At 74.8% G+C, this 19,539-nt stretch carries 20 protein-coding genes; 8 read left to right on the top strand and 12 right to left on the bottom strand.

Annotated features, from left to right (window positions below; translation table 11 throughout):
- Positions 1-153 precede the first annotated feature (153 nt).
- The 3 genes from ACGGZK_RS05350 to ACGGZK_RS05340 all read left to right on the top strand — a co-directional run bounded on the left by ACGGZK_RS05350 (position 154) and on the right by ACGGZK_RS05340 (position 2,896).
- Complete coding sequence (locus ACGGZK_RS05350) at positions 154-816, top strand: metal-dependent transcriptional regulator (protein WP_395245230.1); 663 nt, start codon at positions 154-156, stop codon at positions 814-816.
- Between the two features lie 225 nt (positions 817-1,041).
- Positions 1,042-2,031: an MvdC/MvdD family ATP grasp protein gene (locus ACGGZK_RS05345; RefSeq protein WP_395245229.1), complete on the top strand. Its 990-nt coding sequence runs from the start codon at positions 1,042-1,044 to the stop codon at positions 2,029-2,031.
- Positions 2,032-2,098: 67 nt separating this feature from the next.
- Positions 2,099-2,896 (top strand): HAD-IIA family hydrolase, encoded by a 798-nt coding sequence (locus ACGGZK_RS05340; protein WP_395245228.1) that lies wholly within the window; start codon positions 2,099-2,101, stop codon positions 2,894-2,896.
- A gap of 97 nt (positions 2,897-2,993) precedes the next feature.
- On the opposite strand, the gene ACGGZK_RS05335 is transcribed toward ACGGZK_RS05340, so the two are convergent.
- On the bottom strand, positions 2,994-4,001 hold the full coding sequence (locus tag ACGGZK_RS05335) for an aldo/keto reductase (protein WP_395245227.1): 1,008 nt from the start codon (positions 3,999-4,001) through the stop codon (positions 2,994-2,996).
- A gap of 129 nt (positions 4,002-4,130) precedes the next feature.
- On the opposite strand from ACGGZK_RS05335, the gene ACGGZK_RS05330 reads away from it, so the two are divergent.
- Positions 4,131-5,678 carry a PLP-dependent aminotransferase family protein gene (locus ACGGZK_RS05330; RefSeq protein ID WP_395245226.1) on the top strand — a complete coding sequence of 516 codons (1,548 nt, stop codon included), beginning with the start codon at positions 4,131-4,133 and terminating at the stop codon, positions 5,676-5,678.
- Here ACGGZK_RS05330 and ACGGZK_RS05325 read toward each other — a convergent pair.
- The 5 genes from ACGGZK_RS05325 to ACGGZK_RS05305 form a co-directional block, all read right to left on the bottom strand.
- Complete coding sequence (locus ACGGZK_RS05325) at positions 5,675-6,415, bottom strand: NUDIX hydrolase (RefSeq protein WP_395245225.1); 741 nt, start codon at positions 6,413-6,415, stop codon at positions 5,675-5,677. The genes ACGGZK_RS05330 and ACGGZK_RS05325 overlap by 4 nt on opposite strands.
- Before the next feature lie 55 nt (positions 6,416-6,470).
- Positions 6,471-6,656 (bottom strand): hypothetical protein, encoded by a 186-nt coding sequence (locus tag ACGGZK_RS05320; RefSeq protein WP_395245224.1) that lies wholly within the window; start codon positions 6,654-6,656, stop codon positions 6,471-6,473.
- Between the two features lie 103 nt (positions 6,657-6,759).
- The gene (locus ACGGZK_RS05315) at positions 6,760-7,692 is read right to left on the bottom strand and encodes a nucleoside hydrolase (RefSeq protein ID WP_395245223.1); all 933 of its coding nucleotides are present in this window, start codon (positions 7,690-7,692) and stop codon (positions 6,760-6,762) included.
- Positions 7,689-8,696, bottom strand: coding sequence for a ribokinase (locus tag ACGGZK_RS05310; RefSeq protein WP_395245222.1), 1,008 nt, complete (start codon positions 8,694-8,696; stop codon positions 7,689-7,691). Before ACGGZK_RS05310 ends, ACGGZK_RS05315 begins: the two co-directional genes overlap by 4 nt.
- A gap of 26 nt (positions 8,697-8,722) precedes the next feature.
- Positions 8,723-9,406 (bottom strand): septum formation family protein, encoded by a 684-nt coding sequence (locus ACGGZK_RS05305; protein ID WP_395245221.1) that lies wholly within the window; start codon positions 9,404-9,406, stop codon positions 8,723-8,725.
- 25 nt (positions 9,407-9,431) lie between these two features.
- On the opposite strand from ACGGZK_RS05305, the gene ACGGZK_RS05300 reads away from it, so the two are divergent.
- A complete protein-coding gene (locus ACGGZK_RS05300; RefSeq protein WP_395245220.1) occupies positions 9,432-9,983 on the top strand; it encodes a hypothetical protein in 552 nt (183 codons plus the stop codon).
- Here the strand turns inward: ACGGZK_RS05300 and ACGGZK_RS05295 are convergent.
- The 6 genes from ACGGZK_RS05295 to ACGGZK_RS05270 all read right to left on the bottom strand — a co-directional run bounded on the left by ACGGZK_RS05295 (position 9,967) and on the right by ACGGZK_RS05270 (position 16,474).
- Positions 9,967-12,036 (bottom strand): hypothetical protein, encoded by a 2,070-nt coding sequence (locus tag ACGGZK_RS05295; protein ID WP_395245219.1) that lies wholly within the window; start codon positions 12,034-12,036, stop codon positions 9,967-9,969. The genes ACGGZK_RS05300 and ACGGZK_RS05295 overlap by 17 nt on opposite strands.
- Entirely contained in the window at positions 12,036-12,611 is a 576-nt protein-coding gene (gene pyrE / locus ACGGZK_RS05290) for an orotate phosphoribosyltransferase (protein ID WP_395245218.1), read from the bottom strand. The genes ACGGZK_RS05295 and pyrE overlap by 1 nt, the downstream gene beginning before the upstream one ends.
- 9 nt (positions 12,612-12,620) lie before the next feature.
- Positions 12,621-14,000, bottom strand: coding sequence for a threonine/serine exporter ThrE family protein (locus ACGGZK_RS05285; protein ID WP_395245217.1), 1,380 nt, complete (start codon positions 13,998-14,000; stop codon positions 12,621-12,623).
- 13 nt (positions 14,001-14,013) lie between these two features.
- The gene (locus ACGGZK_RS05280) at positions 14,014-15,372 is read right to left on the bottom strand and encodes an anaerobic C4-dicarboxylate transporter family protein (RefSeq protein ID WP_395245216.1); all 1,359 of its coding nucleotides are present in this window, start codon (positions 15,370-15,372) and stop codon (positions 14,014-14,016) included.
- Complete coding sequence (locus ACGGZK_RS05275; protein WP_395245215.1) at positions 15,369-16,124, bottom strand: Type 1 glutamine amidotransferase-like domain-containing protein; 756 nt, start codon at positions 16,122-16,124, stop codon at positions 15,369-15,371. The genes ACGGZK_RS05280 and ACGGZK_RS05275 overlap by 4 nt, the downstream gene beginning before the upstream one ends.
- Positions 16,125-16,351: 227 nt before the next feature.
- The gene (locus ACGGZK_RS05270; RefSeq protein ID WP_395245214.1) at positions 16,352-16,474 is read right to left on the bottom strand and encodes a hypothetical protein; all 123 of its coding nucleotides are present in this window, start codon (positions 16,472-16,474) and stop codon (positions 16,352-16,354) included.
- A 139-nt stretch (positions 16,475-16,613) separates the two neighbouring features.
- On the opposite strand from ACGGZK_RS05270, the gene ACGGZK_RS05265 reads away from it, so the two are divergent.
- Genes ACGGZK_RS05265 through ACGGZK_RS05255 form a run of 3 tightly spaced genes read left to right on the top strand, consistent with a single transcriptional unit; the run spans position 16,614 to position 19,410 of the window.
- Complete coding sequence (locus ACGGZK_RS05265; protein WP_395245213.1) at positions 16,614-17,516, top strand: LysR family transcriptional regulator; 903 nt, start codon at positions 16,614-16,616, stop codon at positions 17,514-17,516.
- 56 nt (positions 17,517-17,572) lie between these two features.
- Complete coding sequence (locus tag ACGGZK_RS05260; RefSeq protein WP_395245212.1) at positions 17,573-18,571, top strand: hypothetical protein; 999 nt, start codon at positions 17,573-17,575, stop codon at positions 18,569-18,571.
- A 35-nt stretch (positions 18,572-18,606) separates the two neighbouring features.
- Positions 18,607-19,410: an enoyl-CoA hydratase/isomerase family protein gene (locus tag ACGGZK_RS05255; RefSeq protein WP_395245211.1), complete on the top strand. Its 804-nt coding sequence runs from the start codon at positions 18,607-18,609 to the stop codon at positions 19,408-19,410.
- Positions 19,411-19,539: the final 129 nt, after the last annotated feature.

Raw genomic sequence — 19,539 nt, 5'->3', positions numbered from 1 at the left:
TCGCAGTTCTCTGATCGGGTCGACAGGCCGACGGCCTGTCGGGATAGCGCTTTCCGTGCGTGTTCGACCGTACCCCCCGCCCGGGGGTGGGTCAAGTGTGGATTTGAACGTTTTAACCTGAGTCGCCGAATCGCGCCCGGTATCCTGAGGCCGATGCCCAACGGCCAGAGTCCGGCGATCGAGGACTACCTGAAGACGGTGTACGCCCACACCGAGTGGCAGCCCGACCCCATCACGCCGTCCGCCCTCGCCGCCGCCCTCGGCGTCGCCCCGTCGTCGGTCACCGAGATGGTGAAGAAGCTCGCGGCCCTCGGCCTCGTCTCCCACGCGCCCTACCGGGCGGTGCGCCTCACCGACGAGGGCCGCGCCCGCGCGCTCGGCGTGGTCCGCCGGCACCGGCTGATCGAGACCTGGCTCGTCCACGAGATGGGCTACGCGTGGGACGAGGTCCACGACGAGGCCGAAGTGCTCGAGCACGCCATCAGCGACCGCCTCCTCGAGGCCATCGACGACCGGCTCGGCCGGCCCTCGCGCGACCCCCACGGCGACCCGATCCCGCGCGCCGACGGCACGGTGCCGACCGAGCCCTTCGTGCTGCTCGCGGACGCGCCCGCCGGCCACCTCGGGCGGGTCATCCGCATCAGCGACCGCGACCCGTCGGTCCTGCGCGACCTCGACGACGCGGGCATCGGCCCCGGGGTCGAACTCCGCGTGACGGATGCCTCCCCCCTCGCGATCACCGTCGCCGCCGGCGCCGACCCCGCCGAGCGCGCGCTCGCGCGCGAGGTCGCCGAGGCCATCTGGGTCACCGCGTAGCCGACGCCGTGCCGCCGGCGGCCACTCCGGCCCGCCCCCCTTGGGGGCCTCGGGGCTCAGGGGAACCCCCGATGCCCGGGCGCCCCCGGCCGGGTGAGGATGCTGCTACCGGACGCATCCGGCTCACGTCGACGGCGGCCCTGCCCGCCCGAAGATCGGAGGACCCGTGACCACGGACCCGACCCCCCTGCCCACCCCATCGCCGACCCGGACGGCGGCCCGCGCATGATCCTCGTGGTCGCCGGGCACGACGACGAGCACGCCGAGGCCGTCGTCGCCCGCCTCGACGAACTCGGCCGCCACGTCGTGCGACTCGACCCGGGCGAGCTCGCCGAGGGCGCCTCCCTCGAGCTCGGGTTCGGCGGCGGACACCACCCCGAGCTGCGCCTGCGCACCGCCGCCGAGGACATCGACCTCAACCGAGCCGGGGTCGGCTGGTGGCGTCGCCTCACCCCGCGCCGCGCCGGCCGCGACCGGATCGCCGACCTGACGGCCGCCCGCGAGTCCCGCGAGGTCGTCGACGGCGTCGTCGCGTCGCTCGCGGTCGACTGGCTGAACCCGCCGTCGGCCGAGGTGACCGCCCGGCGCACCCTGCTGCAGTGGACGATCGCCGCCGAGCTCGGCTTCGTGCTCCCCCGCACCATCGTCACCCGCGACCCGGCGCGCGCCCGCGCGTTCGTGCTCGAGGCGGGCGCGGCCGGCGTCATCACGAAGTCGCTGCGCACCCGCGCCGACGGCGTGCGCGACACCCACCTGCTCGAGGCATCCGACCTCGTCGCCCTCGACCGCGTGCGCGACGTGCCCACGCTGTTGCAGGAGTACATCGAGGGCACCGACCTGCGCGTGACCGTCGTCGGCGACGAGGTGTTCACCGTCGAGGTCGACGCGTCCGCGGACGCCCGGCCGTGGGACGCCCGGCGCGGGGCGGGTGCGTCGGCGATCCGCCGCACCGAGCTGCCCGGCAGCCTCGGCGAGGCACTCGTCGGCCTCGTGCACCGGCTCGGGCTCGGCTACGCCACCGTCGACCTGCGCCTGACCCCCGAGAGCCGGCACGTCTTCCTCGACCTGGCACCGGAGGGCGCGTGGATGTTCGCCGAGCGGGGCGCGGGGGTGCCGATCACCGACGCGGTGGCCCGGGCCCTCGCGGCTCGCGACGGGCTGCTCTGCGGCTCGACCGCGGCGGCGGACGCCCGCGCGGCGACCGGCGCCGCCTGAGCCGGGCGTCCGCGCGACGACGGGGCCGCGACGTCATCGGGCCCGGCCGCACCGTACCCTTGTCCCCATGGGACGACGCGACGAGGTCGAGTGCTGGCTGACCGACATGGACGGCGTGCTCGTGCACGAGAACGAGGCGCTGCCGGGCGCGGCCGACCTGCTCCAGCAGTGGGAGGACCAGGGCACGCCCTACCTCGTGCTCACGAACAACTCGATCTTCACCGCACGTGACCTCTCGGCGCGGCTGCGCGCCTCGGGCCTCAACGTGCCCGAGGACCGGATCTGGACCTCGGCGCTCGCGACCGCGGACTTCCTCAAGCAGCAACTCCCGGGCGGGTCGGCGTTCGTCATCGGCGAGGCCGGCATCCTCACCGCCCTGCACGACGCCGGCTTCGTCATGACCGAGACCGACCCCGACTTCGTCGTCGTCGGCGAGACCCGCAACTACTCGTTCGAGGCGATCACGAAGGCGATCCGACTCATCGGGCGCGGCGCGCGCTTCATCGTCACGAACCCGGACGCGACCGGCCCGAGCGCCGAGGGCCCGCTGCCCGCGACGGGCGCCATCGCCGCCCTCATCACGAAGGCGACCGGCAAGGAGCCCTACGTCGTCGGCAAGCCGAACCCGATGATGTTCCGCTCGGCGCTCAACAAGATCGGCGCCCACTCCGAGAACACCGCGATGATCGGCGACCGCATGGACACCGACATCGTCGCCGGCATCGAGGCGGGCCTGCACACGGTGCTCGTGCTGACCGGCATCAGCGACCACGCCGAGATCGAGAAGTACCCGTTCCGTCCGTCCGAGATCGTGCAGGGCGTGTTCGAGCTCGTCGCCGAGGTCCCGGCCGAGACGGAGCACTGACCGCGGCGGATCGCCCCGCCGCGGTCCGCGCGACCGGCGGCCGCCCCGGAGGCGGCCGCTCCCGAAGGCGCCGCCCCCGAAGGCGCCGCCCCCGACGTCAGGCCGCAGCCGGGAACTCGCCCGGTTCGACGTCGAGCCGCTCCCGCAGCTCGCGGTCGAGGTCGAGGTCGGCCGCGCCGAGCACCTCCTCGAGCTGCGCCACGGTGGACGGACCGGCCACCGGGATGGCCGGCACCTCCCGCCCGAGCATCCACGCCAGCGCGACCTGGTTCGGCGTTGCCCCGACGTCGCGGGCGACCGCGTGCAGCCGGCGGAGCCGCGCGTGCGTGGTGGGGTGGTCCACCCCGCCCGTCAGCGCCTTGTCGGTGCGGGTCAGCGCACCCTGGTGCAGTGGCGAGTACGCGGTCACGGCGAGCGGGGAGCGGCCGTCGACCCCGGTGGATGCCGCGTACGAGAGCAGGTCGGGCGTGACGAAGTTGTTCCGGTCGATGCGGGGCGTCGGGTAGATGTAGCTGTACTGCTGCTGGACCACGCCGTAGGGCGAGACGCCCTGGCGGACGGCCTCCTCGCGCGCCTCGACGAGGCGCCAGAGCGCGACGTTCGAGATGCCGGTGATGCCGACGAGGCCGTCGCGTTGCAGGTCGCCGAAGGCGCCGACCGTCTCGGCGAGCGGCGTCGCGCGATCGTCGACGTGGCCGTAGAGCACGTCGATCTGCTCGACGCCGAGGTGCCTCGCGCTCTCGCGGGCCTCCCGGTGGACCACCTCGGCGCCGAGGCCCTGGAAGTTCGTCGGCTCGGTGTTCGAGAGCGGCAGTGCGGGGTCGGCCTTCGCCGCGCCCAGCTTCGTCGCGATGCGGAGCCCGTCGGGGCGGCCGCGGCTCCGCAGCCAGCGCCCGATGACGTCCTCGCTGTCGCGGCCGTAGCCGAGGCCCCAGGCGTTGTAGTTGTTGGCGGTGTCGATGAACGTGCCGCCGGCCTCGACGAACCGGTCGAGGATCGCGAACGAGGTCACCTCGTCGATCCTCGTGCCCATCCACATCGTGCCGAGGCAGATCGTCGAGACGTCGAAGCCGGTACGGCCGTCGCCGATGGTGCGGTAGCGCATGGTTCCTCCGTATGGTCGGTGCGCGCGGAGCGCCGTGTCGGGTTCGACGGTACGAACGAATCGGTCCGGGCATACACTCCAATCCGAGCCATGCAGGCCAGACCGATTCAGGTCGAGGAGGGAGCGCCGATGACCCCGGGGGACCGACCGCGCGGCGGCACCACCCTGGCGTGGGAGACGCTCCTGCCGCTCGGCGACGGACCTGGTCCGCTGCGCGACCGCCTCGAGCGGAGCATCCGCGACGCCGTGCACGCGGGCATCGTGCCTCCCGGATCCGCGCTGCCGCCGAGCCGCTTGCTCGCCGAGACCCTCGGCGTCTCACGATGGGTCGTCACCGAGGCCTATGGCCAGCTCGTCGCCGAGGGATTCCTCGAGGCCGTCGTCGGGTCGGGCACGAGGGTGCCGCTGCACGCGACGCCGCGGCCGGCCGCGGTGGCCGGGGCGCCGGCGACGGTCGGGACGATCGATGCCCCGGCGGCCGATCGCGCCGGCTCCGCACCGCCGCTCAGAGGCGAGTACCGCCGTCCGAGGTTCGACCTCGGCCCCGGGGTCCCCGACCTCCGCCACGTCCCCCGCGCGCGATGGGTCGATGCGATGCGCCGCGCGCTCGACCACGCGCCCGACTCCGAGCTCGTGGTGCTCGACCCGCTGGGGCATCCGCTCGCGCGGACGGCGGTGGCCGGGTACCTCGCACGGTCGCGCCGAGCCGTGGTCTCACCCGACGACGTCGTGCTCACGCATGGAGCGACCGACGGCATGCGAGCCGTCGTCGCCGGGCTGCGCGCCGCGGGCCACCGCAGCCTCCTCGTCGAGGACCCGAGCTGGGACCGGCTCCGTGACCTCGCCGCCTCCGCCGGGCTCACCCCCGTCCCGGTGCCGGTCGACGGCGAGGGCATCGACGTCGACCGGCTCGTCGAGGCATCCGCCCGCACCGGCACCCGTGCGGCGCTCGTCACCCCCGCCCACCAGTTCCCGGTCGGCACGGCGCTGTCGTCGGCACGGCGCGACGCCATCGTGCGGTGGGCCCGCGCGGTCGACGGCGTCGTCATCGAGGACGACTACGACGCCGAGTTCCGCTACGACCGCCGCCCGATCGCCGCACTCCAGGGACTCGCCCCCGACCGCGTCGTCCTCCTGGGGTCGCTCTCGAAGTCCGTGGCGCCCGCGTTGGGCATCGGGTGGTCGGTCATGCCGGCGTCGCTCCGGCATCGGATGCCGCTCCCCGAGCTCGCCCGGCCGTCGGTGCTCGACCAGCTCGCGCTCCGGCAGTTCATCGTCTCGGGCGACCTGGAACGCCACCTGCGCGCCGCGCGCGGACGATTCCGTCGCCGGCGGGCGGCCCTGCTCGACGCGCTCGCGCGCGACCTGCCCGACCTCGCGGTGTCGGGGATCGCCGCCGGCATGCACGCCGCCCTCGAACTGCCGGACGGCGTGTCGGGCCGTGCCGTACGACGGGCGGCCGCCGACCTCGAGGTCGGCGTGTCCGACCTCGCCCGATACCGCGTCTCGGCCCCGGCGCGAGGCGGAGGGCGCGACTCGCTCATCCTCGGGTACGGCAACCTCTCGGACGCCCTCGTCGATGCGGCCGTCGCCCGCCTGGCCGCGGCCATCCGATCGGTCGAGCAGGGCACACGGCCGGACGCGCCGGCCGGCCATCGGGGCGGGGCGCCCGACTAGGGCAGCCCGACCCCGTGGCCGAGCACCAGCTCGCGGTCGCGGTCCCACGGCTCGGCCCAGCCGAGCGTGTCGAACATCGCGTCGAGGATGCCCGCCGTGAACCCCCACACGAGGTGCTCGACGCCGGCGACCGTCACGAGCCACCCCGGCCCGCGCCACTCGTGGCCGTCGCGCCGCAGCACGGTGGTGTAGCGGTGCACCGGGTCGAGCAGGTCGGCGACCGGCGTGCGGAACACGTGCGTCGACTCGGCCGGGTCCACCACGCCCACGGGCGTGGGCCGCGACCACCAGGCGAGCACCGGCGTGACCAGGTGGCCCGAGTTCGGCACGGGCAGCCGGGCGAGCTCCCCGAGCACCTCCACGCCGGTCGGGTCGAGGCCGGTCTCCTCGCGCGCCTCGCGCAGCGCCGCCGCGACGGTGCTCGCATCGCCGGGATCGACCCGCCCGCCCGGGAACGCGACCTGGCCGGCGTGCGAGCGCAGCGTCGCAGCGCGCTCGAGCAGCAGCACGTCCAGGTCCCGCGAGACCGCCGCGGCCTGCGCCTCGTGCCCGGCGGGGAGCCCGTCGAGCACGCCGAAGAGGATGAGCACGGCGGCCGGCCGCGCGGCTCCGCCGTCGAGCACGCCGCGCGCGTGGGCCCAGTCGCGCAGCAGCCCGGCGTCGCCGATCAGGCCGGCGAGCTGGTTCCGCGCCGCTGCGGACGGGTCGGAGGCGCCGGGATTCGGGTGACCGCTCACCCGACCGACGCTACCCTCATCCGGGCCGGGACGGGTCTCGCGCCGGCGTCGCGGATCAGCCCCCGAGCCCCGGCCAGTGCTTCGCCTGCTCCGCCTGGCGCTCGACGTCGAGGATGGCGTCCGCCTGCTCCCGGCTGCGGCCGCGCACGTCCTCGGAGTGCTTGCGGTGCGAGAAGACCCATTGCGTGACCGCCCAGACGGCACCGATCACGACGATTCCGGCCCAGAACGTCCAGTCCATGGCGACACCTCCGTGATCCGGAGGCTACTCCGCCCGGCTCCGTCGCCGCGCGCGATCGGGACGTCCGGCGCAGGCGCGGAAGCCCCGCACCGCCGCGCGCCCCTCAGGCGAGCCGGGTGAGCGCCAGTTCCAGCGCGTCCCAGAACCGCGGCACGTCGAGCCCGACCGCGATGTCGGCGTTCGCCTCGCGGTCGAGCATGCCGTCGAAGTCGACGCTCGTCGCACCGGCGGTCTCGGTGCCGGCGAGCTCGATGTCGAGGCGGGTGCGCACGGTCCGAACGCAGCCGGGGTCGGCGAGCACGGCGACCGCGACCGGGTCGTGCAGCGGCCCCTCGGGCATGCCGAACACCTCGTGGTTGGTGCGGCAGAAGAACTCGAACAGCTCGTCGCCGAAGGCGCCGGTGCGGCTGCCCAGCGCGACGACCCGCTCGCGCACCTCGGTCGTCACGAGCGCCGTGTGGGTGACGTTCAGCCCGACCATCGTGAACGGCACGCCGCTGCGCACGACGAGGTCCAGCGCCTCGGGGTCGACGAGCGCGTTGAACTCGGCGTACGGCGTCGCGTTGCCGCGCTCGGTCGATCCGCCCATCCAGACGACCTCGCGGATCCGGCCGACCAGGTCGGGCCGGTCCCGCAGCAGCACGGCCACGTTCGTGATCGGGCCGGTCGCCACGATCGCGACGGGTTCGGATGCCTCGAGCAGCGTGTCGGCCATGAGCTCGGTCGCGCTGCGCGCGTCGAGCGGCACCTCGGGCTCGGGCAGCTCGGGGCCGCCGAGCCCGTTCGCGCCGTGGATCCACTCCGCGGTCTGCAGCACGCGCTCGAGCGGACCGGAGGCCCCGGCCGCGACCGGCACGTCGAGCACGCCGGCGACGGTGAGCGCGACGCGCGCGTTGTACTGGGTGAACTCGAGCGGCACGTTGCCGCCGACGGTCGTCACCGCCCGCAGGTCGAGCGCCGGATGCCCCGCCCCGAACCACAGCGCGAAGACGTCGTCGTGGCCCGGGTCGCAGTCGAGGATGACGGGGAGGCTCACGCGTCGTCGCCTTGCGCGCCCGATGGCCGATCGGATGCCCCGGCCAGCGCCAGCACGGCGTCCCGGGTCGCGTACGAGTCGACGGTGCCGCGGGCCTGCACGGCGAGCGCTCCGGCGGCGATGGCGATGCGCACCGCCTCGTCGAGCGGGCGCCCCTCGGCGAGGGCCGCCGCGAGGGTGCCGGTGAAGCCGTCGCCGGCGCCGGTGGTGTCGACCGGGGTGACGCGCGGCGCCGCCTCCGCCCACCCGCCGTCGGCGGACGCGGCGACGGCGCCGGCGCCGCCGAGGGTCACGACGACCGACCGTGCGAGGCCGGCCGCGACGACGGCACGGGTCGCGTCGAGCCAGGCGGCCCGGGTCGCATCGCCGTCGGGTTCCGTCGCGGACGAGGCATCCGCGCCGTTCCCCTGCGTCGCGTCGCCCGCCGCGGGGGCGGGTGCGATGCCGACCGTGCGCGCCTCGTGCTCGTTCACGACGAGCGGGTCGGCGACGGCGATCGCGCCGGCGGCGAGGTCGACCGGCGGCGCGAGGTTCAGCACGAACCGGGTGCCGGCCTCGTCGCCGACCGCGGCGAGCCGCTCGATCGTGGCGACGGGCACCTCGCCCTGCGTGAGGGCGACATCGGCCTCGGCGACGCGCGCCCGCTCGGCATCGACGGCCGCAGGCCCGAGCCGCTCGTTCGCGCCGGCCACGACGATGACGGTGTTCTCGCCGGAGTCGGCGACCGTGATCGCCGCGGCGCCGGTCGGGGCATCCGCCACCTCGGCGATGCCGTCGAGGACGAGCCCGAACCCGGCGAGCGTGTCGCGGGCGAGTCCGGCGGCGGCGTCGGCGCCGACGCGCGCGATGAGCGCGACGTCCGCACCGAACCGGTGCGCGGCGACGGCCTGGTTCGTCCCCTTGCCGCCGAGCGCGACGCGCAGGCCGTGGGCCGCGATCGTCTCGCCGGGCGCCGGGAACTCCCGCACGTACGTCGTCGTGTCGACGTTGAGCGAGCCGATCACGACGACCGCTCCGCGGCGCGATGACGTCATACGGCCGGGCCCGGGCCCTGCAGGCTGCCGGTGAGCGCCTCGCCGCTCGAGCGGTTCACGAAGCAGTAGTAGTGCCGCTGCCCCGCCGTCCACTGCTCCTCGGTCACGGGGAACGAGCCCTGCACGACGAGGTCGCTGAGCCCGACCGCCGCCTGCACGTCGACCACGCCGGCCGCGGTGCAGAGACCGGTGATCTGGCCCGCGAGCTCGGCCTCGCCGGGGAAGGGCGCGGCCGGGTCGGTCGAGAACGTACCGCGGTAGACGAGCTGCGCCGCGTGCGGCTGCGCGCAGTCGACCACGGTGTACTCCATCGCCCACGCGTCGGTGAAGGGCTCGACGCACTCGCCGCCGAACAGCGTGTCCCAGCCGTGCACGCCGGGCGGCTGCGGAGCCGTGGGCTCGGGCGTCGGGGTCGGGGTGTCGGACTGGGTCTCGCTCGCCGACGGCGTCGACGCCGCCGGAGCGGGGGCGATGAGGCGCGTGCCGAGGAAGAAGAGGCCCGCGAGCACGAGCAGGGCGACCAGGCCGCCGGCCACCCAGAGCAGGGTCTTCGTGGTGCGGTTGCCGCCGCTGCCGGAGCCGCCGGGCGTGGATCCGCCCGAGCCGCCAGAGCCCCCGCTGCCACCGCCGCCGACGGGGCCGTTCCCGCCGGAGCCCGGACCACCGGTGCCGCCGGGCACCGCCGGGCCGGCCGGATAGGCGCGGGTGGCGAAGTCGCCGGCGCCCGCGGCGCCGGAGCCTGCCGCCGCCGCGCCGGAGCCTGCCGCCGCCGCGCCGGCGGCACCCGCCGCACCCCCGGCGGCCGCGGCCGCGAACCACGCCGCGCCGTCGACCGAGCCGTCGGATGCGGGCGCGAGCGGAGCCGTCGCGGTGGGCTCCTCGCGGAACCAGTCGTCGAATCCGGGGTCGTCGACGCCGTGCGCCGCCTCGGGCTGCGGCTCGGAGGCCGGAGCCCAGGCCGCGGGGTCGGGCGTCCACGGGTCGACGTCGGGCGACCAGGTCTCGGGCCCTGCGGACGGCTCCTCGCCGGCCTCGTCGTGCGCGTCGAGCGACCACGGCTCGTTCGCCGGCGTCCAGGCCGGTTCGTCGGCCTCGGCGGCCTCGGCGGCCGGCGTCCAGGCCGGCGTCCAGGCCGGCGTCTCGGGCGCGGCAGCCGCGGCGGCAGCGGCAGCGGCCGCGGCGGAGCCCGCTCCGGCCGCCCCGCCCGCGACCTTGGGATCGACGCCGGTCGGATCGGGCGTCAGGTTCCAGAAGTAGCCGGTCTCCTCGAGCTCCCGGGCGACCGTGGAATCCTCGGTCGACGCGGACTCGTCGCCACGCTCCGACTCGCGGCGGCCGAACAGGCCGCGGAACCCGCCGGCGGGCCGCTCGTCGTCGTCGTACGCGTCGTCGTCATCGTCGTCGGAGCCCAGCCCGAGCGCCCCGAAGTCGTCGTCGGATGCCGGCGGACGCGGGCCGTCCCCGAGCCGAAGCCGCCGGCACCCGGGCCATCGGCACCGGGGACGTCGACGGGCGCCGGCGGAGCGGCGGGACGCGCGGTGCCGCTGCCCAGGGCGGCGAGCAGGTCGTCGACCGGGCTCGGCGCGTCGGGTTCGGGTTCGGGCTCGTCGCCGCCGTCGGCGATCGCCCAGGCGGGGAACGGCGGACGGTCTGCCGCCTGCATCGACCAGCCCCGACCGTCGTCGCGCACCGGCGACGGGTCGGCCACCGGGTACGCCGGCTCGGCGACGGGGACGCCACTCGGCCCGCGGACCTCGATGAACGGGAAGGCCGGGTCCTCGTCGAAGGCGGGCAGCGGTGCGGTCGGCGGCGTGGCCGAACCGAGGTCGGCGACCGGCTCGGCGGCGTATGCGACCGGCTCCGGCTCGGAGGCGAACTGGTCCGGCGCAGCGGCCGCGGGCTCGGGCTCCCAGGCGGCCGGCTGCCACGCGGGCTCCGGCGCGGATGCCCACGTCGGCGACTCCGCGGCCGCGACGGGCTGCTCCCACACCGGGGGCTCCGCAGCCGCAACGGGCTGCTCCCAAGCGGGCTGCTCCCACACCGGCGGCTCCGCAGCCGCAACAGGCTGCTCCCACACGGGCTGCTCCCACACCGGCGGCTCGGCAGCCGCAGCAGGCTGCTCCCACACCGGCGGCTCCGCCACCGCGGCAGGCTGCTCCCACGCCGGAGGCTCGGCCGCGGCGACCGGCTGCTCCCAGACGGGCGGCTCCGCCGCGGGCACCGCGGGCTCCGGCGTCCACGCAGCGGGCTCGGGCGCCCAGGCGACCGGCTCCGGCGTCCAGGCCGCCGGTGCGGCCTCGGGCGTCGCCGATTCGGCGAACGCCGACCACAGCTCGGCCTCGAGGTCGCGCGGCGACGCGGCGGACCCCGCCTCGGGCAGCGGGGTGAACGAGCTCCGCGCGACGGGCGGCGGGGTGAACCCGGCGAAGAGCGACTCCGCCTCGTCCGCGCCCGGCTCCGGCGACGGCGCCGGCTCGAGCGAGGCATCCGACGGGAACGCGGCGGGCGCGGCATCCCAGCCGCCCTGGAGCGGCACGTCGACCGCCGGCACGTCGACCGGCGGCACCTCGGCCGGCTGGGCCTCGGCGCGCTGGGTCTCAGCCCACGGGGCCGGCTCCTCGGCGCCGGACGAAGCAGCCTCCGTCTCGGGGCCGGACAGCCGCCGGAACGCGGCGCGGAGCGCCTCCTCCGAGTCGAGCGGCTGCTCGCCCCAGGTGAGGGCGAACGACGCGGGCGGCGTCACGGGGCCCGGAGGCACCGGGGCGACCGGCGGCACGGGCGCGGCCGGCGGCGCGGCGGCCTGCCAGGGATCGGACGGTGCGACCGGCATCGGCACGGTCGGCGTCGGGGCCGACGGCTCCCAGGCGGGCGTGGCGGCGAACGCCTCCGCACCGGACTCCCAGGAGGGGACCTGCGGCGCGGGCTCGCTCCAGGCGCGCGGGGGCGTCCAGGTCGGGGGATCCGGCACGGCGGGCTCCGCCGCGACCGGCTCCGGCGCGGAGGCCCACGGCGATGCCGCGGGCGGGACGACCGGCTGCGGGGTCACCGGGGCGGGCGGGGTCGCGGGCGCCGCCGGCGCGGCGTCGGCGAGCGAGAACCAGTCCGACACCTCCTCGTAGCGGGGTGCCGGGGTCGCCGGCTGCACCGGCGCGGCGGGCGGCAGCACGGGCTGCATCGCCGTCGGGAACGGGTCGGCTTCGGGCACGGGCGGCCTCGACGGAGCGCCGCCCCCGAGCTGGCGGAGCATCCAATCGGCTCCGTCCAGCTCGAACGCGTCGTCCGCGTCGCCGCGGCCGCCGTGCCCGGCCATCAGGCGAGCCCCAGGTCTTCCAGCCCGATGGCGTACAGGTAGGGCACGCCCTCCGCCTCGATGACCTCGCGGGCCCCCGTGTTGCGATCGACGACGACGGCGACGGCGGCGATCTCGGCCCCCGCCTTGCGCAGCGCCTCGATGGCCTTCAGCGGGGAACCGCCGGTGGTCGACGTGTCCTCGAGCACGATGACGCGCTTGCCCGCCACGTCGGGGCCCTCCACCTGGCGGCCGCGGCCGTGGTCCTTCGGCTCCTTGCGCACGACGAACGCGTCGTAGGCGAGCCCTCGGGCGGCGCCCTGGTGCAGCACGGCGGTGGCGATCGGGTCGGCGCCCATCGTCATGCCGCCCACGGCGGCGACGTCGGGCACGTCGGCGATGAGGTCGAGCATGACCTGCCCGATCAGCGGCGCGACGCGGTGGTCGAGGCTGACCTTGCGGAGGTCGACGTAGTACGACGCCTGCTTGCCGCTCGTGAGCGTGAAGTCGCCGTGGAACACGGCGTCGGCGGAGATGTGGTCGATGAGGCGACGGCGCACGTCGGCGGCGGCATCCTGAGGCGCTGCGGGAGTCACGGGACGAGTTTAGTTGTCGTCCTCTGAAGGGGAAGTGGATGCCTCGCGGCGGGCCCGCCCCCAGAACGAGCGTGGCGTGCCCGGAACGAAGCGCGCCCAGAGCGGCGGCTCCTCCTCCTCGCGCAGCGCCGGGACGTCGATGTGGAAGCTCGCGACCTCGGCCGCGCCATGCTTCGCGAAGCGGTAGACGGCGGTGCCGATGAGCACGCCGAGCGCGATCGACATGATCGAGGTGAGCGCGTCGGCGAAGTCCTCGAGGCTGGCTCCGCTCCCCACCGCCTCGGTCAGCCCGACCAGGCCCGCGGCACCCGGCACCAGCAGCCAGAACGCGGGGAGGAACGTCAGCTGCGTGGGCGCACCGTGCTTCAGCGTCCCGATCCAGAGCACGAGCGGCGTCATCACGGCGGCGCCGACGAAGCCGCTGATCGTCGCCCCGACGAGCACGCTGCCGATGGACTGGCCGGCGTACGCGACGAGGAGGACGAGGAGGATCCACCCGAACGTGCGTCCGGGCGCCGAGAAGTGCAGGAAGTTGCCGACCGCGAACAGCAGCACGCCGAGCACCGCCGTCCACCACGGGAAGCCCTCGGTGGTCACGAGGGGGACGTAGGTCGTGGATGCCACGCCGACGACGGTGCCCGCCGCGATGATGCCGAACGACAGCAGGCCGAGCTGCACCAGGCCGGTGACGAGGCGGGAGGACCCCGCGACCATCTGGCGCGCGGCGAGCTCCATGGTCGCGGTCGTGAGCACGCCGCCGGGCAGGAAGGTCGCCAGCGGCGCGATCATGAGCCGCACCGGGTCGCCCATCGGCACGTGCGGCGCGAGCAGGAACACCACGACGCCGGAGACGAACGCCGCGACGACCGGGAAGACGAGTTGCAGGGTCGGCGATCGGATCAGCTTCGCGAGGCCGAGGACCGCACCCAGGCCGAACGCGATGAGGACGCCCTCCCAGGTCGGGGCGAGCAGCAGCGAGAGCCCCGCCGTGAGCAGCGCATGGCCGAGGACCCGCACCACCCAGCCGTGACGCGGGCGCGAAGCGCCGATCTCATTCAGCCGGCCGATGCCGTCGCGCGGGTCGATCGAGCCCGACCGAGCCTGCTCGATGAGGTCGTACAGGGCCGCGATCTGGTCGAAGCGCAGCCCGCCCGGCCGGCTCGTGCGCAGCGCCAGCCGCTCGGTCTCCCCGGAGCCGGTCTCCACGAGGATCAGCGTCGGCAGGATCACGAACTCGACGTCGTCGGCGCCGTAGGCCCGCGCGACCTGCCCGAGCGTCTCGTGGATGTAGTCGACCGAGTCCTCGGCCGCGATCATCCCCTCCGCCAGTCCCAGGATGAACTGGCGGAGGGCGGCCGTGTCGAGCTGGGCGGCTGGCGTCGCGGGCATCGCGGGACCTGACTCAGACGATGACGAACGACAGGATCACGCCGATGATGATCGCCACGATGATGTAGACGAGGTTCGGCAGCTGGAACGAGTGGTCGACGACGAACTTGCCCATCTTCGTGGAGCCCGTCTGGTCGAACGCGACCGTGGCGACCTGGCTGCCGTTGGCGGGCAGCGTGTAGATGCCCATCGCGGCCGGCCAGAGGCCGACGAGCAGCGAGGCCGGCAGGCCGATCGTGATGCCGATCGGCACGATCGCGTTCGTCGCCGACGACTGGCTGGTCGTCAGCATGGCGACGAGGAACAGGGCCAGCGCGAACAGCACCGCGCCGAGGAACGCGCTCGAGCCAGAAACCAGGGCCCCGAGTCCGTCCACGATGAGGGTGTTGTTGTTCGCGACGAACGTGTTCGCGAGCCACGCGATGCCGAACAGGGCGATCGCGCCGACGATGCCGGCGGGGAAGGTCGACTGCTTCGGGACATCCGACGCCTTGACCTTGCAGAGGACGAAGATGAGTGCCGCGATCACGCCCATGAGGACCTCGATGATCGCGGCGATCGACATCGTCTCCGGGTTGCCGTCGGCGTCCGTGCCGATGACCGGGCGCAGGCCCTCGAAGAGGCCGAACAGCACGATCAGCACGACGCCGCCGAGGAACAGCGACGCGGAGAGCACCGCGCTGCGCGGCAGCTTCTTCTCGTGGGCGTCCTCGACCGGGGGCTTCACCTGCCCCGAGGCGAGCCGCGCCTGGAACTCGGGGTCGTCCTCGAGCTCCTTGCCGTGCCGCACCATCACGAAGGACGCGACCGCGAGGCCGATGATCGAGGCCGGCCACATGATGAGCAGCAGCTTGCCGAGGTCGACGCCCTGCGGAGCGAGCAGCACCACCATCGAGGCCGTCGCGGCCGACACCGGCGAGCAGAGGATGCCGACCTGGGAGGCGACCGCCGAGACCGACAGCGCCCGTTCGGGCCGGATCTTCTGCTGGTACGACACGTCGTAGATGACCGGCAGCAGCGGGTAGAAGATGTTGCCGGTGCCGGCGCCGACGGTGAAGAGGAACGACATCGCCGGCGCGAGGAAGACGACCGACTTCGGCCTGGACCGGATCGCCTTCGCGGCGACCGAGACCATCCAGTCGATGCCGCCCGCGGCCTGCATGACCGACGCGGCCGTGATCACGGTGATGACGATGAACACCGCATCGACCGGCGGGCTGCCGAGCGTCGTCCCGGGGAAGAGGAACACGAGCGCGGCGACGCCGACGAGACCCCAGACGCCGAGGCCGATGCCGCTGGTGCGCGTGCCCATGTAGATGGCCGCGACGACCACCAGGAGCTGGAGGACGAGGATCCAGACGTTGTCGTTCACGACGACGGCCCCTTCACGATGGGGCCGGTACTCGCGAGCACCTTCGCCGGCAGGGGGGTCTCGACGATGCGGCCGTCGACCGCCTCGACGCGGAGTGCGAGCGGATCCTCGACCGGGCTGATCGCGGTGACGAACTCCGGAGCGGCACCTCCGGCGTTCGTGAAGTGCAGCGACTGCAGGTTGCCGACGGCGTAGCCGGTCGAGAGGTCGCCGTCGAGCAGCGCCCGGTGGAACAGCGGCTGGCGCTGGTCCTCGGCGTCGTAGTGCGGGCAGAAGCTGCCCTCCAGGAACCCGAGTCCCTCGGGCAGCACCTGGAGGGTCGGGCCGTAGCTGTCGGTGGTGCCGCCCTCGAACCAGCAGATGCCGCCGGCGGAGCCGCCGGTGAAGACGACGTTCGACGCCGGGTCCTCCCACCGTTCGCGCAGGATCTCGTCGAGGCCCTGCCGCTTCCACACGTCGAGCATGTTCGCGGTGTTGCCGCCGCCGACGTGGATGACGTCGAAGCCCTTCACGAACCCGGCGAGGTCGTCGACGGCCCGGTGGAACAGCGGCAGGTGGTGCGGCGCGCAGCGGTCGGAGTCGTAGGTCGAGTAGAAGCTGACGATGTAGGCGGTGTCGTCGCCGGTCGCCGTGCCGACGAACAGCACGCGCGGGCGTTCCTTGCCGGTGAGCTCCAGGATGTACCCGTGCGTCGGGTCGGCCCGACGCTCCATCATCGCCTTGCCGGCCCCCGTCGCCACCACATGCGCCATCGCGTTCCCCCTCACGACTGCGGGGTCGCTCCCGGCGCCCCCGCGCCTCACGCTATCGGCGCCCAGCGCGGATTGTCGAGAGCGACGCGATCATGCGTGATGAGGATGCCTCACTCCAGCGCACGCAGCCACTCGCCGGCCGGCCGGGGAATGCCGAAGGGCCGCCCCGCGGGGTGTCCCTCCCCCGCGCAACGGCCCTTCGATCGGGGCGATGCCCCTGGCGCGACCTAGGCGGTCAGCGCGAACTGCTCCTTCGGCTGGCGGCGGTACCCGTCGGTCGAAACAACGACGACGGAGCCGATGATGCCTGCGACGCTCAACACGCCCAGGAGGAGGACGGCGACGAACATGGCATTTCCTTTCGAAGAGAGACGAGGTGGTCGAACTGCGCTTCTGTCCCATCTCCACGCGGTTCGACACTCCTATTGTGAACCTGAAAATCATTCAGCACAAGCTCACAGAACTACAGGGATGTTGTAGCGTGGCTACATGGATGTGCGCCGCCTCGACCTGCTCAGGGAACTCGCCGAACGCGGCAGCGTGACCGCCGTCGCGGAGGCGGCCGGCCGCACGCCGTCGGCGGTCTCGCAGCAGCTCAAGGTGCTCGAGAAGGAAGCCGGGATGCCCCTCACGCAGCGCGTCGGACGGGGCATCCAGCTCACCAGTGCCGGGCATGCGCTCGCCCGCAGCGCGACCGAGGTCGCCGTCGCCCTCGAACGGGCGGGCGCCCTGTGGGACGACTTCCGGAACCAGCCCGGCGGCGAGGTGAGCCTGCTCACCTTCCCGACCATCGGCGCGACCCTGCTCCCCGCCGTGTTCACCGACCTCGCCGCCGTCGCCGGACTCGTCGTACGGGCCACCGACCTCGACCCGGAACTCGACCGATTCGCCGACCTCACCAGCGATCACGACATCGTGCTCGCCCACGCCATGCCCGGCCAGTTGCCGTGGGGCGGGCGCGGCCTCACCGTCGTGCCACTGCTCACCGAGCCGCTCGACATCGGGCTTCCCGTCGACCACCGGCTCGCCGGGCGCGCCCACGTCACCCCCGAGGACCTCGTCGACGAGACCTGGCTGAGCGTGCCGGAGGGGTTCCCGTTCGAGCGGATCCTGCACGCGGTCGAGCAGCAGGGCGGTCGGCGCATCCGCATCGCCCAGCGGTTCAGCGACATGCGCATCGTGGAGGCGTTCATCGAGGCCGGGCTCGGCATCGCGCTCGTGCCGCGCCACACGTCGGGCCCCGTGCCGCCCGGCATCGTGCTGAAGCCGCTGCGCGGCGTGCCGTCGGCGCGCCAGATCGTCGCGCTGGCGCGGCCCGACGTCGCCCAGCGCCTCGCCGTGCGCACGGTGCTCGACGTGCTCGTCGCCCGCGCGTCGCGCCTCGGGGCGTAGGCCGCACCCATCCCACGTCACTCGCGGCGGCGGAAGGCGTGCGGGACAATGGGAGGGTGCAGTCCGGTCGGGGGCGGCGACGACGCCTCGTCGCCGGGGGGATCGCGGCGGTCGCGACCGTCGCCGTGCTGACGGGCGCCGCCTTCGTCGGGGTCCGGGCCGGCGAGACCGCCGCCGCATCCGCCGAACTGGCGGCCGCCCGCACCTCGCTCGCGGCCGCGCTCGACGGGCTCGACGCCGACCTCGCGACCGCGGGCGAGACCGCGGAAGACGGCCGGGCGCTGCACGCCGAATCCGCGGGGCGCACGCTCGACGAGGCGACGCGCGAGGCGCTCGCGACGGAACTGGCATCCCTCGAGACCGCCACGGCGAGCGCCGACGCCGAGGCGGGAACGGCGCGGACGACGCTCGACGGGGAGGGCGCCGGCGGCGACGCGGACGCCTCGGGCGCCGCGGTCGCCGCGGATGCCTCGGATGCCTCGGGCGCCGCGCCGGCCGCCGCCACCGCCGGCCTCGCCCTCCCGCTCGCGGACCTGCCGGGGCTCCTCATCGCCGATCCGGCCACGCTCCGCCTCGCCGCCGACCGGCTGGGCGCGGCATCCGACGCCGTCGACGACGTTTCCGAGGCGCTGCGCGATCGGATCGCCGACACCGCGTCCGCCGCCGACGCCGTGCGGGCGGCGATCGGCGAGCGCGACGCCTGGCTCGCGGGCATCCGCGCGAACGCGTACCACGAGACCGTCTGGGCCGCGGGCTGGACTCCGGAGCTCGACGAGTGCCGCGGATCGGTCGACCTCACCGGCGCCTACGGCGTGCCGACCATCGCCGAGCACTGGTCGTGCACGGGGAAGGACTTCCCGCGCGACGCCGGCACGTACGTCGTGCTCGACGGCCTCGACGCCGGCACGTACCGGGTCGACGGGGTCGCCGCGGTGCTCGACCAGGACCGGCACACCACCGCCGACCTGCCGCGCGGGCACGACCTGCTCTACCAGACGTGCCTCGGCGGCGACTCGAGCACGATGGCGCTCGTCGCCCTCACCCGGGTCGACTGAGCCCGGGCGACGACCGGCCCATCTAGGCTCGCAGGGTGAGCAACGACGCCATCCTCCTCGACCTCGCCGACGGCCTCGCCCGGGTCACCCTCAACCGCCCCGACCGGCTCAACGCCGTCGACCCGGCCGCCATCGCGCGCTGGCGCGAGATCGGCGAGCTGGTCGCGAGCCGCGACGACGTGCGCGCCGTGCTGCTGGATGCCTCGGGCCGCGCCTTCTGCGCCGGCGGCGACCTGCGCGCCATGTCGGAACTCGCCGCGGCGACCGCCGCCGACGCCGATGCGACCGGCCGCGCGGTGACGGGCGGCGCCGCGATCACGGCCCTCGCCGACGAGATCCACGCCGGCCACCGGGCGTTCCGCGACAGCGGCGTGCCGATCGTCGCCGCGGTGCAGGGCATCGTCGCCGGCGGCGGCCTCGGGTTCATGCTCGTCGCCGACGTGATCGTCGCGTCGGAGGCGGCGGCGTTCCAGAGCGGCTACGCCGACGTCGGCCTCACGCCCGACTGCGGCGTCAGCTGGCTGCTGCCCGAGGCCGTCGGCCAGCGCCGCGCGCTGGAGCTCACCCTCACCTCGCGGCGGCTGTCGGCCGCCGAAGCGCTCGACTGGGGGCTCGTCACCGAGGTCGTCGCGCCCGACGCGGTCGCCGACCGAGCGCTGGAGATCGCGAACGGATGGCTCGCCGGCGCCTCCGGCGCCTTCGGGCAGGCCAAGCGCCTCGTGCGGGCCGCCGCCGAGCGCTCGTTCGCCGACGCGCTCGACGACGAGGCCCGCACGATCGGGGAGGCGTTCGACACCCCCGAGGCGCAGGCGCGCATCGCCGCGTTCACGCGGCGCTGAATCCCCTAGCCTCTCGTCATCCGCCCGACCGCTCGCCCGAGTCATCCGCCTGACCGCCCGCCCGAATTACAGGAGAATGGGCCCTATCCCCCCTTTGCACGGGGGATAGGGCCCATTCTCCTGTAGATC

Origin of the sequence: Agromyces sp. MMS24-K17 (genome assembly GCF_043950245.1) — a bacterium.
Taxonomy (GTDB): Bacteria; Actinomycetota; Actinomycetes; order Actinomycetales; family Microbacteriaceae; genus Agromyces.
The sequence above is the reverse complement of the archived record's forward strand: the minus strand, read 5'-3'. Positions and strand labels throughout refer to the sequence as shown.

Excerpts from the sequence above, each read along its gene's own strand:
- ACGGZK_RS05350 (WP_395245230.1), top strand. The coding sequence starts at position 154 with ATGCCCAACGGCCAGAGTCCGGCGATCGAGGACTACCTGAAGACGGTG.
- ACGGZK_RS05345 (WP_395245229.1), top strand. The coding sequence starts at position 1,042 with ATGATCCTCGTGGTCGCCGGGCACGACGACGAGCACGCCGAGGCCGTC.
- ACGGZK_RS05340 (WP_395245228.1), top strand. The coding sequence starts at position 2,099 with ATGGGACGACGCGACGAGGTCGAGTGCTGGCTGACCGACATGGACGGC.
- ACGGZK_RS05335 (WP_395245227.1), bottom strand. The coding sequence starts at position 4,001 with ATGCGCTACCGCACCATCGGCGACGGCCGTACCGGCTTCGACGTCTCG.
- ACGGZK_RS05330 (WP_395245226.1), top strand. The coding sequence starts at position 4,131 with ATGACCCCGGGGGACCGACCGCGCGGCGGCACCACCCTGGCGTGGGAG.
- ACGGZK_RS05320 (WP_395245224.1), bottom strand. The coding sequence starts at position 6,656 with ATGGACTGGACGTTCTGGGCCGGAATCGTCGTGATCGGTGCCGTCTGG.
- ACGGZK_RS05295 (WP_395245219.1), bottom strand. The coding sequence starts at position 12,036 with ATGGCCGGGCACGGCGGCCGCGGCGACGCGGACGACGCGTTCGAGCTG.
- ACGGZK_RS05285 (WP_395245217.1), bottom strand. The coding sequence starts at position 14,000 with ATGCCCGCGACGCCAGCCGCCCAGCTCGACACGGCCGCCCTCCGCCAG.
- ACGGZK_RS05275 (WP_395245215.1), bottom strand. The coding sequence starts at position 16,124 with ATGGCGCATGTGGTGGCGACGGGGGCCGGCAAGGCGATGATGGAGCGT.
- ACGGZK_RS05270 (WP_395245214.1), bottom strand. The coding sequence starts at position 16,474 with ATGTTCGTCGCCGTCCTCCTCCTGGGCGTGTTGAGCGTCGCAGGCATC.
- ACGGZK_RS05265 (WP_395245213.1), top strand. The coding sequence starts at position 16,614 with ATGGATGTGCGCCGCCTCGACCTGCTCAGGGAACTCGCCGAACGCGGC.